The following is a 12757-nucleotide window of genomic DNA, read 5'->3' on the forward strand; positions in this document are numbered from 1 at the left end:
CTTCCTCAGTGCGATGCTGGCGCGCAGCGCGCTCCAACGTCGAGGAGCAGATGCCGATGCTCGCCGGCTGGGTGCAGAGCCACCTGCGTGCGGAGACGGAGAGCCGCTTCTGGCTGGACGGCCAGGTGCCCGCGGCCTCGGACATCGGCGTGTTGGGCGAGGCCTTCCGCGCGGCACGAGCCGCGAAGGTGGAGATGCCCGCGGACCCGCTGCTCCACATCGACCTGGCGTGGCCATGAGCCTGACGGTGATGTCAGACCATCTGGTGTGCTGCTCCTGGCCGCCACGCCCAGGGCACAGGTGCAGCAGCAGCCCAGGGGCGTCGACGGGCTTTCCCGACTGATTGCTCGCACACTCCGACGGCCGTCCTCAATCGTGGTCGCCGAGACCCGCAAGCGCCCGTGGACAGGTCACTCGGCATAACGTGGTGCATCGCGTTGCGGGTTGGCAGCACCCATGCGGACATGTGGTTGACAGGATGCTTGCATCTTGTCATTCTGTCCTACATGTCATGGACGGCAAGTGAAATTCGAGCACTCCGGGAGCGACTGCGGATGGAGCCCGCGCAGTTTGCGTCCCTGCTTGGAGTGGACCTCCGAACAGCCCATCGCTGGGAGACCGGCGAAGCCAAGCCCACGGGGGCTGCGGAGGCCGTCATGACGGGGCTGCGGGAAAGCCTCGATAAGCGGCCAGATGCCGGGCCAGCTCTCGCGAAGTTCGTGCTGGGAGCCGCTGCGGTGGGAGGGCTCGCGTACCTCATCGTGAAGCTCTTCGATGTGGCAGCCGAGAAGGAGAAAGGAGGTGGGAGCGAGGGTGAGAGCACGCCCTCGGGCCCGAACGCTTCGGGCGCTTCGTGACGAACGCCGGGCAATCAAAAGGGGGATCGCGTTGGCGCGCGACCCCCCTCGTTTGATGCTCGGCACGGCACCTGACGATGCTGGCCAGTGCTACCGCAAATGCTCTGGGCAACAGGTAGGCCCTAAAGGGGCTCTCCGTCAAGGTCGGGTGTCGCTGGACGTGGGACTGGGTGGGGATTCAGCAATGCAACGATCTGACTCAAGACGAATGCGGCGGATGGGCCATGGCCCTTCGCGCCGAACGCTGATGGAGAAGCAAGCGATGAAGGTAAATTTTGGAACGGCAGTGAAGTGGGTACTCGGCGTGGCGGCTGTAGCCTTCGTGGGCGGCGCCTACTGGGTAGGGAAGAAGCCGCTGGCGTGGCTCCGGGCCGAGTTGCAGCGGGAGAACCAGCAGCGGCTGCAGGCTGAAAATCAGGCCGCAATTGCGGCCCGGGAGGCGCAGCAGGCGCAGCGCCAGGCGGAAGCTGCTCGTCAGCAGGCAGAGGCGGCTCGCGAGCGCGAGCAGGCGATGCGTGTGCGCGCAGAGCAGTCGGAGGCGGAGGCGACGAAGCAGAAAAAACAGGCCGAAGTCGTCGCCGCGGAATCCGCCAAACTGAAGCAGCAGCTCACCGTCGCTGAGGCCGCACAATCGGATGCTGCCGAGGACATCAGTAAGCCGGTGGCCTCCGCTTAGGAATGAAGGCCCTCCTCCTCAGGTTGGAGGAGGGCCTTCCATCCACCTGGGGTCGGAACGTTTCACTCCGGAGGACGCGCTGAGCTGAAGATGTCATTTGAGCGTCTCGCTCGCGCGGATTGCCGCACTGCCTGACCCGGAATCGACGCACCCATGGCGTAGCGACCGGGTCTTGGGGGGAACAGGCGCACCCTGGTGTTCAATCGCCCTCTTCGTCAGGACTCACTGCGCGGCCCGCTGGCTGGTTCCTGGGAGCCGCTGCCGCCAGAAGGAGGCTCCTGAGTTGCCTGGTTCGAAGATGACCGCTGCCGATGGTTGAGGAGCCGAAGGAAGCACGCTGCATGGAGTGCTAGCGCTGCTTCTGATGGACCGCCGCGGGCCAGCAGTCCATGACAAACACGGTTCCGGAGGTTCAGTCCGATGGGTTCGTTAAGCAAGTTCCGCAGGTACCGCCGCCACGGTTCGGGAAAGTTGCCTTGGAGCTGACTCATCAATTCACCAAGCGCTACGACACCTCCTGTTTTAGCTCCATCAGGTTCTCGTATGATGACCGCGCCGATGATAATGCAGAGGTCACGAATGATGGTCTCAAGCCGAGGAATAAGGACATGAAGTGCGTCGTCGAACTGGTTGTCTAGGTAGAGAAGAAGTGACCGGCTAATTCGTTCTGCAATCTCCTTGGAGATGATGTCAGTTGTGAAGAAGACTGTCGCTTCTTCCGGCGAGGGGCGTTGGTGTTTGTCGAAGATCGACTTCAGGCACAGCGGCGCCAGATGGCCCCAGAGATGAATCTGCCGAGTTTCAAGATCGATGACACCAGCTTCAAGATGTTCCTCTGGAGTAGAAACTCGCCGAATCGGCCGCCCCTCAGAATCCAGGACAAATCGTTCGGCCATGAACTGCAATGGATAGTCTCGCATTAATTTTTGTGCTGTCGCAATGTTCTCCTCTGGCGTGTCTGTAGGTGGTCCGTGCCCCCCAAACCGACGTAAGCACTCACGCCAGTCCGCGCCGCCACTCATGTGACCTAGAAGCCAGTCTAGAGCCTCCTGCGGAAACTCAACGGAGAATTCGTGAACATGGAGGCCGAGCGATTCTGGCCGCATGTTCTGCAGCTCAGCGCGTGCGGTTGCTACGAGATCTCGGAATCCATGTTGACGGGCAACCTCCAGTGCTTTCTGGAGAAAGACGTGCCGCTGAAGGCCTGATGAGGCTAGCGCGACATCCCTCCATCGTTCCGCTTTGTCGCGTGCAGCGCGGATTGCTTTATCTGGTGTCTTCCGTGCCCAGTTGGCCTCTAGGTCTTTTATGGATTCAAATAGGTGCGGGTCTGCGCCATATTTCTGCGCTGCTCTTTGGAGTAGCGAATCAATGTCGGCTGGCGGGGCCATGCTGGATGCTGGTGTGAGCGTTTCGATGAGGCGGAGAGTCACTCCTGGCACTGGCTTTTCTTGAGCTAGTGCCTCCCATGCGGCAGAGATAATTTGAGTCACAGCTCTGGCGGCACCCTCCTGGTCATTCAGTGCGAGGGTGAGTTCGAGTGCTCGAGCTAGGCACTCGGCGCGAAGAATGGGGTGCCAATCACTCTTCCCGAGGTCGAGGTACGAAGATATGGCAACGCGAGCCCTTTCATGTGGCTTGGGTTTCCATTTTCTTGTCCAGAGCAGGTCATTTAGGCGCGAGGAGACGATTGGGTGCTTAATGGTATCCGCGAGCCGGGCCCATTGGCTTAGCGTTGGGTCGGGGATTGTTTTGAGTGGGGGTGGGTATGCGTGGCCTTGTGTTGAGACCGCCGGTCCGAACTCGCCCCACTGCTCGCGTTCTTGGGCGCGTGGTCCCGCATGAAGTACGTAGTCAAATGCGATGATTGCTGCCGAGGCAGGATCATCTTCTTGAGGATTTGTGGGGCGTCGAAGCGCATCCGCCAAGTCAGACCAGCGTTCCGCTCCCGAGATGGCGGTTGTCAATTTGGCGGCGAGGATTTCGTCAAGGTTCATACCGTCCTCATGTTAATGCTGGGCTCCCTTGATAGCGCACATCGCCTTCCCACGGTTCGTCGATGTAGGACAAGGCGCTTCTGTCCTAGCTTACCATCTCCAATCGTCCTGGAGAGTGGTGCCTCGGGTTGCCTCTTGTGCCACCCCTGAGCCGTCCCCTCATTCGAATCAAATGAAGCCGAATGCCTCGCGGAAGACGGCCTGCTCGCGGATGAGCTCGGCGAATTTCTCCATGAGGGGGCGGAGCCACTCCTCTCGCATGTTGGCGAGGGCGCCGTAGTAGATGATGCCTTGCCGAAAGAGAGAGTACTCGCGCGTCTTACGGGTGTCGGCGCGGAACTTCCTGTCGAGCCCCGTCGCTTCGCCCGCAGCGCCGAGCAGCCTCAGCAGCGCCATGGCGAAGGCGGACAGCAGCAACAGTCTGTCGCGGCGCTCGCAGGTGCCGATAGCGATGGCGGACAGGCCCATGCCGAAGCGCAAGTCCTTGATGTCCCGGTGCGTCTCCTCGCAGGTGAAGCGACGTCCGTAGGCCTTCACCAACTCGGTGGCAGTGGCTTCCTTGCTGCTGGCCGCCAGAAACCAGGCCTCTTTCATTCCCTTCTGGTGCACGCAGACGACGGCACCCACGCCGAAACGGGCCTGGGTGACGCGCGCTCCGCGCAGCAACTTCGGACGGCCCGTCGGGGGCACCCACTCCTTCGCCTTGTGCACCTCCCCTCCGGCACTTTCGACGTGCACGACGCCACGAAAGCGAATGACGTAGCCGAAGCTGAGTCTGTCCAGCAATTCATACAGGGCGACGTCTCCGAATCCTCGGTCCGCGAGCACCGTCACCTCCACGTCGGAGGGCAGCACCTGGTGCAACCGCTCCAGCAACGCGTCCTCATGGGCATTGCGCTGCCCGGCCAACTCGCTCTTGGGCACCGTCTTCCACAGCAACGGCGTGGCGCGGCCGTGGCGGGTGACAAGCTGGATGGCGACCGTGGTGTGGTCGTCCGACTCGAAGTCCGTCCAGTCAATGGTGACTGTCACCGCTTTGCGCTCGGCCACCACGAAGGGCACCCACTGCGCGAACAGTCGCCACACGTCGACGCCAGAGTTGGACAGCAGTCGGTCCACCTGCTTGATGGCGTGCTTGCCTTCCAACCCCCGCGCCTGGGAGAGCGCCAGTCCGATGGCCCTCACCGAGAGGCTGGCGGCGTGCACGGCGCCCAAGGTGGCATTGGACAGCGACAGCACACGCTTGGCATGGGTGTCCGGGCCGACGGCTTCCTCAATGAACCGATGCACCTCGGCGTGCGTTATGGATTTCGACATGCTCCGCACGATGCAGGACAACCTCTGGCGCCGAAAAGCGCGCGCCTCACTGCCGCTTCCCGCGCTGCTCCGGCACCAGCCAACCGCTGGGGACGGCCCTTGACGCTCGGCTCAAATGAGGGGACGACTCAGGTGCCACCCAAGAGCTCCTGTTGGCTCTATGCTTGAGTGATGGCTCGGTTCACAGTAGTGCTTGATGGTGGGGACCTCGTACCGCGGATCTGCCAGGACCTTCGTGCGCCTGGCGTATCGCCTGTGAGTGCCGTCGAGCGCGCTCTGGAGGCGTACCTTTTCGAGCGGTTCGAAGAACGGTTGCGCGAGCGCCTGTGCAAGCCTCCCGTCGTCCGACTGCCCGAGTACTTTCGAAGTCGCTTCGCCACGCTGCCTGCGCTGGTCGATAGTGGGTACGACACGTGGTATATGGAAGTGAGATTCTCTACCCTGCCGGGAGATGTTGTTGAGGCAGTGGAGATCGAGGCAACCGGTCTTGAGGTGCGACCAATCAGTTATGGCTTTGGAATCGAGCGCACTACACAAATGAGTGTCCGGTCGCTCAAGCGGCAAACGAACCACTGCTTTCGTATCAACCATCTCGTTCTGCCTGGTTCGCTTTTCCGTAAGATTCTTGACCGCCTCCGTGATGATGGAGATCACCAGCAGCCATTGATTGCGAGCTTTAATCCTGGGCGCCTGCTTCAGGGCTATCGGTCGGTTTCGTTTGACCATATGCTTACCGGAGTTCGCGTGTTCTGTTCCTGTGCGAAGGCTGCGCATGCACAGATGCTGAGTGAGGCCGCGAACCTGAAGCCGCGATATGCAGATGGATCATGGCCGCATCAGGTGGAGGAATTGCTCGCGCCTGCTGTATATCAGGAAGGGGTCTGTCACCTTTGTGTCGCGCGTGCAGGGGCGGCGGAGCGTCTGCGCCGCTATGGCACTAGCATCGAGACGGGTTTCGCAGCCTACGTCGATCAGGTGCGGATCGACATGAAAAGCGACGAGAAGACCGCGAGAGCAGAGGTGCAGCAAGTTCTTGGACTGAGTCGCTGGGTTCGAGAGGCCGCCTTGTATGGGGTGATACGAGACCTGTTTCCGAACTACCGAGTCCTGCGGGAGAACTCGCCTTCATGGCTTGGCCGGATGCGGTTGGATATATTCTTGCCGGAGTTAAATCTCGCTGTTGAGCACCAGGGCGAACAACATTATCGTCCGCTGGAGGTCTTTGGTGGGGAGCGGGCCTTTGCTCAGACGAAGGAGCGCGACGCCTTGAAGAAGCGTCTGTGTGACGAACACGGAGTTGCAGTGGTCTATGTTCGGTATGACGCAAGCATCTCCAAGGGCGCCATGCGTCAGCGGTTGCAGCGCTTTCTTAAAGAGAAATAAGTGCGAGTTCGCCGCGTGGTGGGGCCGGTCTCTGGCAAATACTGTCGGCGAATCCGCGACTTGCGCTCCGCGACGCTGACTTGCTCCTGGAAGTGGGCGGCCCCGGTAGACAGGCGAGGACCTGGACGAAGGCGCGCATTGGGAGTGCTCCCCGGTCATCGACGAAGGCGACGCGCCACCGCACGCTGCCTGGGCGCGGGAGGCGGCGCGCCACGCTGTCATCTTCGGAGTGCTCTTGGAGGCGAGGGCTCCCCGCTCCGAATCGAAGAGGCGCGTCGACGCGACGCACACCTGGACCTGCCGGCGCGCGCCGTCTACCTGCTCGGCCCCGTGCCTGTCCCGGCGAGGTCGCCCGAGGCTGGTCTCGGCAGGCGCGGCGCGGTGGAGCGCCAGGCGCGCGGGTACCTCAAACGCCAGCGCCACGGGCCTCGGTTGCCTCTCTCCCGGTGGGAGTACGTCTCGAAGCGCTCCACGTGGCGATGGGTGCGGCCGGCGTCGTAGGAGCGGCCCGTCTTACTGTGTACACGCGCATCCGCGGAGGCGTCTCCCGGAGCCGTGCGCTCCGGGCAGGCACAGCACAGCGGGCCTTACGCCTGCCTGCGTGGCCCCGGGGGCTTCAGAGCGGGACGACCGCGAAGCGCGAGCCGGGATTGAGCCGCTCAAGCTCCGCGCGTCGGGCCTCGGCGGCGTCGGCATCTTCGAACGCGTCGTTCTGCCAGGCGGCCTTGGTGGGCGCCATGCGGCTGATCGAACCGTCCTTGTTCACCGACTTCACCATGAAGCGCTTGGTGGCCTTGGCCTGGTTCGCGCGCATGGTGGTGTAGGCTCGGAAGGCGGTGGTGCTTTTAATCTTCATCGACGTCCTCGCGTTCTGCGGGGGCGTGGCTGTCCGTCGCGAAAGACATACACGCTCTTGCTTTCAGATGAAGCAAGTTCGTTTGGTCTGGAGGTCGAGCGCACTGGAGGCGTGCGAAATACTCGCGAGAATACGCGGGGTTTCACACGGGCATTGGCGCGGCTGGCCCCGGCCTCGGTAAATACCTTGGGAGCTCGGCCGAGGGGCGGGCGCGATAGGGGCACGCCATCCGCTGGGACCAGGGCACCTCCCAGGAGGAACCGCCCTGGAGCAGTGCGCTTCGAGAGTCCATTCCTTGAGCGGGCCGCTCTTCTATGTAGCGGAATCAGGTATCGAGGTAGCCCGTGGGTGGCAGGGATGATGTAATGATGGTCGAGTAGACTGGACCTGTTGGGTCGAGTTTGTTGGGGCGAGCGTGAATTTCTCTCCGAAGGAACTTGCTGCCTTGGGGCGGGCCTAGCTGTGCTGCGGCCCTCCATGTCCGACTTCCGCGAGGCCCTTGAATCGATTTCGGAGCCCTCATGCTCCGAGCATCCTGGCTTCTCCGCCGCCCTGGCCTGTACTCGTTGCGGCACCTTCACCTGTGCCTTCTGTGCCTCGTCCAATGCGGGCCTGTGCTTCCGGTGCCTGCATGTGGCTCCGGAGCTGGCGACGCGCAGGGCCCGGCTCGCGGCCAGCCTTATCGACGGCGCCGCGCTCGTGCTCCCGTCCCTGCTCCTGGGCGTCCTCCGGTGCCTGGCCGTGCCGGACGAGGCGGCGATGAAGGCTCCAGCCGTCTACGCCCCGGCGCTCCTCGCGTTGCTCGTGCAGGCGAGCCTAATTCGCGGCACTGGGGCTAGCCTCGGCAAGAGGCTCTTCGGAATCCGAGTCGTCCGGAGCGACGGCCGTCCGGCTGGGGTGTGGCGCATTGCCCTGCTGAGGAACGCGCTCCCGATTGCGCTCTGCAGCTACTGCGGCTGGTTCGGCCTCGTGGACGCCCTCTTCATCGTTGGAGAGGACCGGCGGTGTCTCCACGACTGGGTGGCCGGCACACGTGTCGTGAAGGCCCTCGGGCGCGGCGCTCGTTCGCTGCGCGGTGCGTGACTGGCGGACGCGTTGGGTTCGGAGTCCCTTCACAGCGAGGGGAGAATGAGAGGAACTGACATGGAGGGAGAGGTGAGGTCCGAGCGTCCCCGCTGGTTGGCCGGGCTCGTGTGCGCGGTGGTGGCGCTGTCGCTGGGGTGTTCCCGGCCATGGCAGCGGGATGACACCAGGACGTGGGAGGGCTGCTGCAAGGGGGCTGATGCGTGCCTTGCGCTGCTGGAGGAAACCAACGGCCCCGACACGGGGGAGAAGTGGTTGCCGCCGGAGCAGGCGTGTGCGGCCTGGAAACTGGGGCGAGAGGGAGAGGTCGTCGTCTCTCGGCTGGTTTCGCTGCTTCGGCACCCAGAGCGTCGCGTGCGCGGCGGTGCAGCGCAGGCGCTGGCGAACATGGAGGGGAAGGCCACGGGTGCCGTGCCTGCTCTCATCGAGGCGTATGAGCGGGAGCCCGGCGGGCTGGCCCTGCACGCGCTCTCCTCTCTCGATGACGAGCGAGCAGCGCCAGCCATTGTGCGCCACCTCCTGGAGTCGTCCACGTCGGCCCTGGAGCACCTCGGCCCGACATTGGCCCCGGTGCTGGTAGAGGTGCTGGAGAATCCGGAGTCGAGCTGGGAGGCGCTGGTGCTGGTGCGCCACGTCCTCGCCCGGCGCTCCTCCATGTACACGGAGACGTTCGTTACGCGCCTGCGGACGCTCCTCGCCCGGGAGCTGGAGGAGCCCATTCTGCGGCGCCCACCCGGAACGTCCTGCCCCTCGGTGCCTGCGCCAGGCTGCGAGGCGGTTTTCGACGGGTGCACCCCGCGAGCTGCCTACGTAGCGTCAGTGCTGGCTGCCCACGTGCGCCTGGGGGCGAAGGCCGCGCCCGAGGCGTTACAGGCGCTACAGCGGGCGGACGTGCGCCTCACACCCGTGGCGCTGCAGGCGCTGGTGGCCTTCGGGAGTCCTGCTGCGGTGCCGGGCGTCCTTGAGCAGCTCGCCGTGCCTGAGTGCCGTGCCCGGGCTCTTGCGAGCCTTGTGTTGCTGGGGGACGTGGCGCGGCCAGCCGCGACGGAGCCGCTGCTGCGGCTGCTGGCCACGGGAAAGGAGGGCTGGGAGCGCGCGCGGGCCGCGGAGGCCCTTGGACGCGTGGGAGACGCAGTCGCCCTCGAGGCGCTGCGCCAGGCGGTGTACGCGCCGCATAGCGAGGTCCAGGCCGCGGCGGTTGATGCGCTGGGCAGCTACTCCTTCCGGGCGCATGCGGAGGATCTGGTGCCGCTGTTCCAGCAGGTGGTGGCGACACACGCCTCGCCGGTGGCGCGGAGCCACGCGAGGTTGGCCTTGGAGGGACTCTCCGGGCAGGAGGTGCAGCCTGCGGAGTCCATCGACTGCGCCCATATCAGTCCAAGACGCTCCGGTGGGTGGACGCTGCGCGAGGGGCATACCTCCATCCAGTTGCACTGGGACAAGCCGAAGGCGCCCTCACAAGGGAGCCCGTGTGCATCCGTGCCAGCAGGGGACTCCGCCTCCGTCCTCGAAGTCATGGGGGAGGCCTGCCTCGTCGGGTGGGACGACGGGGAGTTTGGGGGCACGCTGGAGGTGCATGAGGCGGGGCGGGTGACGGTGCTGAAGGAGCCCCAGGCCAACCCCCTGGTAGTCGTGCGGATGCACGGCGCCCTCGTGGTGGTGGAGGGCCTCGCTCACATGTTTGGCGGCGCGGGGAGTCTGGTGCGTGTCGACGCGTCCGAGGGGCGGTGGCGTGCCACGCCATGGGTGACGCTCCCAGGCGCGCCGATGGCCTACGCGCTGGACGAGGCGGGAGACCTCGTGGCGGGGACGACGGACCAGCGACTCGACGCAGTCGTCTGTGGCCGGGCTGGCACCTTCGTGCCCGCCCACGTGGTGCGCGTCACGGGGGACGGGCGCCTGGCCCCCGTGGAGGCGGACGGACGGCCCTGATGCCACTGCGCGGGAAAGGGCGCCCCTCCTGGGGCAGGAGGGGGCCTGGCGCGTCAGCCGCGTCGCGACCCCGAGCGGAACTCGCTGGCCCAGCGCTGGGCGGTGGCCTTGGCGCGCTCCTGCTCCGAAGCGAGTTGATTCGCCGCTGGCGCCCCGGCCTGCGTTGGCGCCCCGGGGCCGGAGGTGCCGTCTGCCCCGGCCGCCCCCTTCTTGCGCACCCACATGCGAGGGGTGGCGCTGACGGGCGGCTTCGGTGCAGGAGGCGCGGCGTCGGCCTTGGGCCTGCGCCCGCGCGGGAGAATGACGTCGGGGATGGTGTTAGGCGCGGCGTCCTCCACCCACGCAGCATGCAGGCGGCCCGTGGCCAACATGAGGCGCCGCTTCTGGTAGTGAGCCCCGCAGTAGCCCTGGCTGCGGTGGGGGCGCTTGCAGCCGATGACGGCGCATGCCCTGGCCGTAGGCGCGGGAGGCGGCGCCGGGGGCAGGCGCTGCGGTTGCGTGGGAGGCGGCGCCGGGGGCAGGCGCTGCGGTTGCGTGGGAGGCCTCGCGTTGTGGCCTGGGCGCTGGCTCGACACTTCCTGCTGGGGCCCCGGGGCGAGGCGCTTCGCCACCCCGGCAAGTCTCGCGACGAGGCTTGCGAGAGGGCGCGCCAGCTCTTCATCAAGGGCGGTGCGGAAGGACGCCTCAAGAGAAGTTGTGGACGTCGGAGCGGGCGACCTGCGCGTCTCCCTTATGGAAGAGCCGCGAGCTGAAACGGGAGGACGTTGGATTTTAAGCATGTGTGGCTTTGCTCGCATTGCTGTGTATCCGGGGCGAGTGCGCGTTGAGACGGCGGGTGATGATTACCATTCCTTGGGCATGTGTCGTAGTCGAGCCGTGCTGGAGTGAAGGAAGGGCGTGCCCGCTTCTGGTTACAATACGAAGTGACCTCACGGGAATGGTTGCTGGTGAGAATCACCCGGCGGGCTGGCACGTCGCGTGCTGTGGGGAACGCGGATGATGATGAGCGAGCGGGAGGCCCTCGCAGCGGAGCTGCGACGGGTGGAGGTGGCGTTGCAGCGGGCGTACGCGGCGATGGACGGGAGTGCCGAATCACGGACGCGGCTGGCCACGGTGAAGCAGGAGTACCGGACGGCGGAGGCCGCGGCGCTGCATGCGCTGGGTGCCGAGGATGCGTTGAGGCTGGTGGAGGCGAATGACTCGGCGTGCGCTCACCCCCGGAGCAGGAAGCACCGGGGGAGTGGGTTGCTCGCGGCGCGCGAGAGTCGCCTCTCCGCAGTGGCGAGCACCACGCATGAGGGGCGCGCCGCCTGGGCGTGCGTGAAACATCAGGCGAAACAGGACGCTTCGGCAGGCGGACGGGCCCGGGCCGCATGGGCATGCCCCGAAAGGCATGCCATGCCGGCCCGCTTCACCCTCGCGTCGCCAAGCCCTCTCGCAGCATTTCATCAACGAGGGACGCGGCCTTTTCCTCGGCCGTTGTGCCCTGCACGCGCAGCGCGACGGATTCGAATCGCTGGGTATTGGTTACAACCCAGTCGATGTACTCGGGAATGGAGAGGCGCTCCACGCCGAAGGCGATGTCCTGCATTCCCTTCACGATTTGGACAGCCGTGCCCTCGAAGACACGTCCGTCGCGCATGATGATCATCATGACTTCTTCTCCTTCAGGTGTGTGCGCCAGCAGCCGGACTCGATGATGGGGCGGCCAGCCAACCGCCCCTTGGGAAACAGGTATGCCTCGGCGCGGCCGGCACCGTCGAGGGCAATGGACGTGCGCTGGTAGAAGCGAGGGTGGCCCTCGAGCCTGTCGAGCGCTGCCAGCATGAGCGCGTCGACTTCGTACACCTCTCCCTCGATAGCGTGCTTGCCCCTGGAGGCGAGGGCAGGGAAGGGGCCGTAGTCGTAGAGACTAAAGCGGGGCTGCGTCCGCGCTGGGCCAATGAGGCGTGCGCCGCGCAGGAGGCGGTGGTTGGGCTCGCCGGACAGCAGCGTTCCGTAGACGAAGATACGCGTCGAGATTGAGGCGCGCTTCATTCCGCACCTCCCAGGGCGCCCGCGAGCGCGGCGCGGTTGAAGCCCAGGCGCCCGTAGGCGTGCCAGAGGACGCGGAAGTAGCGGCCAGCGGGTGGCCAGGCCTCGAAGCTTGCTTCGGGCTGCAGGTATACCAGCGCTCGGCGGCGGAGGCCGGTCTTGTCCGTCACCAGTCGGGCGGCGCGCCGGTACGCGAAGGGGTGCCCCTCGAAGGCGTCGAGGGCGTGCAGGTCCTCGGGGGTGAGGCGGTACAGCAACCCCTCGACGTGGGCGCCGCGCACGCGCTGGAGGCTGGCGACGGCGCCGCCCCAGCGGCGGCTGTAGCCGCCAAACACCAGGGTGTGGCCGGGAAGGGTGGCCCGGGCTTCGACGGTGGCGCCGGGGCAGCGTGTGCGCATTTGGGCCCTGTCGAGGTTGGAGCCGTAGGCGAAGTAGAGCATGGGGACTCTCCGGTGGAGGGCGGGCGCGCGGCCCGCCGTTGTCGTTGCGCGCCAGGGGCACCCGTGGGCCCTGGTGTGGTGCCTCGTTGTTGGAGGCGTATTGGGAAGGGCGCGTCGTCTAGCGCGGCGCGGCCTACTCTTCGTTGAAGAGTTCTGCCCTCGCTCGGCCCCGAGCGCGCCGG

12 protein-coding genes are annotated in these 12757 nt (G+C 65.5%); 6 read left to right on the top strand and 6 right to left on the bottom strand.

Features of this window, described 5'->3' with window-relative positions; translation table 11 throughout:
• Positions 1 to 50: 50 nt before the first annotated feature.
• The 3 genes from MYMAC_RS36685 to MYMAC_RS07540 all read left to right on the top strand — a co-directional run bounded on the left by MYMAC_RS36685 (position 51) and on the right by MYMAC_RS07540 (position 1533).
• Positions 51 to 239, top strand: coding sequence for a hypothetical protein (locus tag MYMAC_RS36685; RefSeq protein WP_157757463.1), 189 nt, complete (start codon positions 51 to 53; stop codon positions 237 to 239).
• 315 nt (positions 240 to 554) lie between these two features.
• Positions 555 to 857, top strand: coding sequence for a helix-turn-helix domain-containing protein (locus MYMAC_RS07535; protein ID WP_095957570.1), 303 nt, complete (start codon positions 555 to 557; stop codon positions 855 to 857).
• A 247-nt stretch (positions 858 to 1104) separates the two neighbouring features.
• Complete coding sequence (locus tag MYMAC_RS07540; RefSeq protein WP_157757464.1) at positions 1105 to 1533, top strand: hypothetical protein; 429 nt, start codon at positions 1105 to 1107, stop codon at positions 1531 to 1533.
• 215 nt (positions 1534 to 1748) lie between these two features.
• Here the strand turns inward: MYMAC_RS07540 and MYMAC_RS07545 are convergent, their stop codons facing one another.
• Positions 1749 to 3530, bottom strand: a complete 1782-nt coding sequence (locus tag MYMAC_RS07545; protein ID WP_095961507.1) for a DUF4209 domain-containing protein — start codon at positions 3528 to 3530, stop codon at positions 1749 to 1751.
• Positions 3531 to 3698: 168 nt separating this feature from the next.
• Positions 3699 to 4847 (bottom strand): IS4 family transposase, encoded by a 1149-nt coding sequence (locus tag MYMAC_RS07550; protein WP_095961458.1) that lies wholly within the window; start codon positions 4845 to 4847, stop codon positions 3699 to 3701.
• 255 nt (positions 4848 to 5102) lie between these two features.
• On the opposite strand from MYMAC_RS07550, the gene MYMAC_RS36690 reads away from it, so the two are divergent.
• A complete protein-coding gene (locus tag MYMAC_RS36690) occupies positions 5103 to 6230 on the top strand; it encodes a hypothetical protein (protein ID WP_157757465.1) in 1128 nt (375 codons plus the stop codon).
• A 616-nt stretch (positions 6231 to 6846) separates the two neighbouring features.
• On the opposite strand, the gene MYMAC_RS07555 is transcribed toward MYMAC_RS36690, so the two are convergent.
• Positions 6847 to 7044: a hypothetical protein gene (locus MYMAC_RS07555; RefSeq protein ID WP_157757466.1), complete on the bottom strand. Its 198-nt coding sequence runs from the start codon at positions 7042 to 7044 to the stop codon at positions 6847 to 6849.
• Between the two features lie 675 nt (positions 7045 to 7719).
• On the opposite strand from MYMAC_RS07555, the gene MYMAC_RS07560 reads away from it, so the two are divergent.
• Positions 7720 to 8169: an RDD family protein gene (locus tag MYMAC_RS07560; protein ID WP_239989397.1), complete on the top strand. Its 450-nt coding sequence runs from the start codon at positions 7720 to 7722 to the stop codon at positions 8167 to 8169.
• Between the two features lie 60 nt (positions 8170 to 8229).
• A complete protein-coding gene (locus tag MYMAC_RS07565; protein ID WP_095957573.1) occupies positions 8230 to 10101 on the top strand; it encodes a HEAT repeat domain-containing protein in 1872 nt (623 codons plus the stop codon).
• A gap of 1411 nt (positions 10102 to 11512) precedes the next feature.
• Here MYMAC_RS07565 and MYMAC_RS07575 read toward each other — a convergent pair.
• Genes MYMAC_RS07575 through MYMAC_RS07585 form a run of 3 tightly spaced genes read right to left on the bottom strand, consistent with a single transcriptional unit; the run spans position 11513 to position 12575 of the window.
• Entirely contained in the window at positions 11513 to 11743 is a 231-nt protein-coding gene (locus MYMAC_RS07575) for a hypothetical protein (RefSeq protein ID WP_095961510.1), read from the bottom strand.
• An 8-nt stretch (positions 11744 to 11751) separates the two neighbouring features.
• Positions 11752 to 12138 carry a gamma-glutamylcyclotransferase family protein gene (locus MYMAC_RS07580; protein WP_095957574.1) on the bottom strand — a complete coding sequence of 129 codons (387 nt, stop codon included), beginning with the start codon at positions 12136 to 12138 and terminating at the stop codon, positions 11752 to 11754.
• On the bottom strand, positions 12135 to 12575 hold the full coding sequence (locus tag MYMAC_RS07585; RefSeq protein ID WP_095957575.1) for a gamma-glutamylcyclotransferase family protein: 441 nt from the start codon (positions 12573 to 12575) through the stop codon (positions 12135 to 12137). Before MYMAC_RS07585 ends, MYMAC_RS07580 begins: the two co-directional genes overlap by 4 nt.
• Positions 12576 to 12757: the final 182 nt, after the last annotated feature.

Origin of the sequence: Corallococcus macrosporus DSM 14697 (assembly GCF_002305895.1) — a bacterium.
Lineage (GTDB): Bacteria > Myxococcota > Myxococcia > Myxococcales > Myxococcaceae > Myxococcus > Myxococcus macrosporus.

Coding starts and splice junctions, on each gene's coding strand:
- MYMAC_RS36685 (WP_157757463.1), top strand. CDS start 51: ATGCCGATGCTCGCCGGCTGGGTGCAGAGCCACCTGCGTGCGGAGACG.
- MYMAC_RS07535 (WP_095957570.1), top strand. CDS start 555: ATGGAGCCCGCGCAGTTTGCGTCCCTGCTTGGAGTGGACCTCCGAACA.
- MYMAC_RS07540 (WP_157757464.1), top strand. CDS start 1,105: ATGGAGAAGCAAGCGATGAAGGTAAATTTTGGAACGGCAGTGAAGTGG.
- MYMAC_RS07545 (WP_095961507.1), bottom strand. CDS start 3,530: ATGAACCTTGACGAAATCCTCGCCGCCAAATTGACAACCGCCATCTCG.
- MYMAC_RS07550 (WP_095961458.1), bottom strand. CDS start 4,847: ATGTCGAAATCCATAACGCACGCCGAGGTGCATCGGTTCATTGAGGAA.
- MYMAC_RS07555 (WP_157757466.1), bottom strand. CDS start 7,044: ATGCGCGCGAACCAGGCCAAGGCCACCAAGCGCTTCATGGTGAAGTCG.
- MYMAC_RS07565 (WP_095957573.1), top strand. CDS start 8,230: ATGGAGGGAGAGGTGAGGTCCGAGCGTCCCCGCTGGTTGGCCGGGCTC.
- MYMAC_RS07575 (WP_095961510.1), bottom strand. CDS start 11,743: ATGCGCGACGGACGTGTCTTCGAGGGCACGGCTGTCCAAATCGTGAAG.
- MYMAC_RS07580 (WP_095957574.1), bottom strand. CDS start 12,138: ATGAAGCGCGCCTCAATCTCGACGCGTATCTTCGTCTACGGAACGCTG.
- MYMAC_RS07585 (WP_095957575.1), bottom strand. CDS start 12,575: ATGCTCTACTTCGCCTACGGCTCCAACCTCGACAGGGCCCAAATGCGC.